Raw genomic sequence first — 655 nt, 5'->3', positions numbered from 1 at the left:
TGGTGGTGTCGGCCGAGTCGGTGACCGAGGTGTCGGCCGACTTGCCGTCGACGTCCAGCTTCTCGTAATTGCCGCCCTTGGCGTCGTCGATCTTGACGCTCAGCGAGCCGCCGCCCGCGAGGGCATCGTTTGGTGCAACAAAATTCACGCTACCCGAACTTGCTCCGACCGGAATGGTGATGGTCTGGCCGTTGGACAAGCTCACGACAACCGGCGAACCGGTCACTGGCGCGGTGACGGACGCGGTGTAAACCACGGTGCCGCCTTCAGCCACGGACGAAGTCGCGGTCAGGCTGACGGTCGAGGTGTCGACGGTGTCGGTCACATCAGTTACCGCTGCCGCCGGGTCCTTGACCAGGTTTTCGAAGTTGCCGCCGGTGGCATCCTTGATAGTCGCTTCGACTTTGCCGGCGTCTTTGTAAACGTCATCGGCTGGCGCCTTGACGGTCACGGAGCCGCTGGTGGCGTTGGCGGCGATGGTGATCACCGCGCCGTTCGACAGGTTTACGGTGACTGGTGTGCCTGCCGCGTTGGTCAGGTTCGCGGTGTAGACGATCGAACCGCCCTCAGCGACCGAGTCGGTTGCTGTCAGGCTAAGCGTGGTGGTGTCGGCCGAGTCGGTGACCGAGGTGTCGGCCGACTTGCCGTCGACGTC

At 63.8% G+C, this 655-nt stretch carries 1 protein-coding gene; it reads right to left on the bottom strand.

Features of this window, described 5'->3' with window-relative positions; all coding sequences use genetic code 11:
* A partial coding sequence (locus tag FHL16_RS33835) for an immunoglobulin-like domain-containing protein (protein WP_177346276.1) occupies positions 1–655 on the bottom strand: 655 nt, incomplete at both ends.

Origin of the sequence: Pseudomonas sp. FSL W5-0299 (assembly GCF_005930655.1) — a bacterium.
Lineage (GTDB): Bacteria > Pseudomonadota > Gammaproteobacteria > Pseudomonadales > Pseudomonadaceae > Aquipseudomonas > Aquipseudomonas mandelii.
This window is presented reverse-complemented; position numbering and strand designations above follow the sequence as displayed.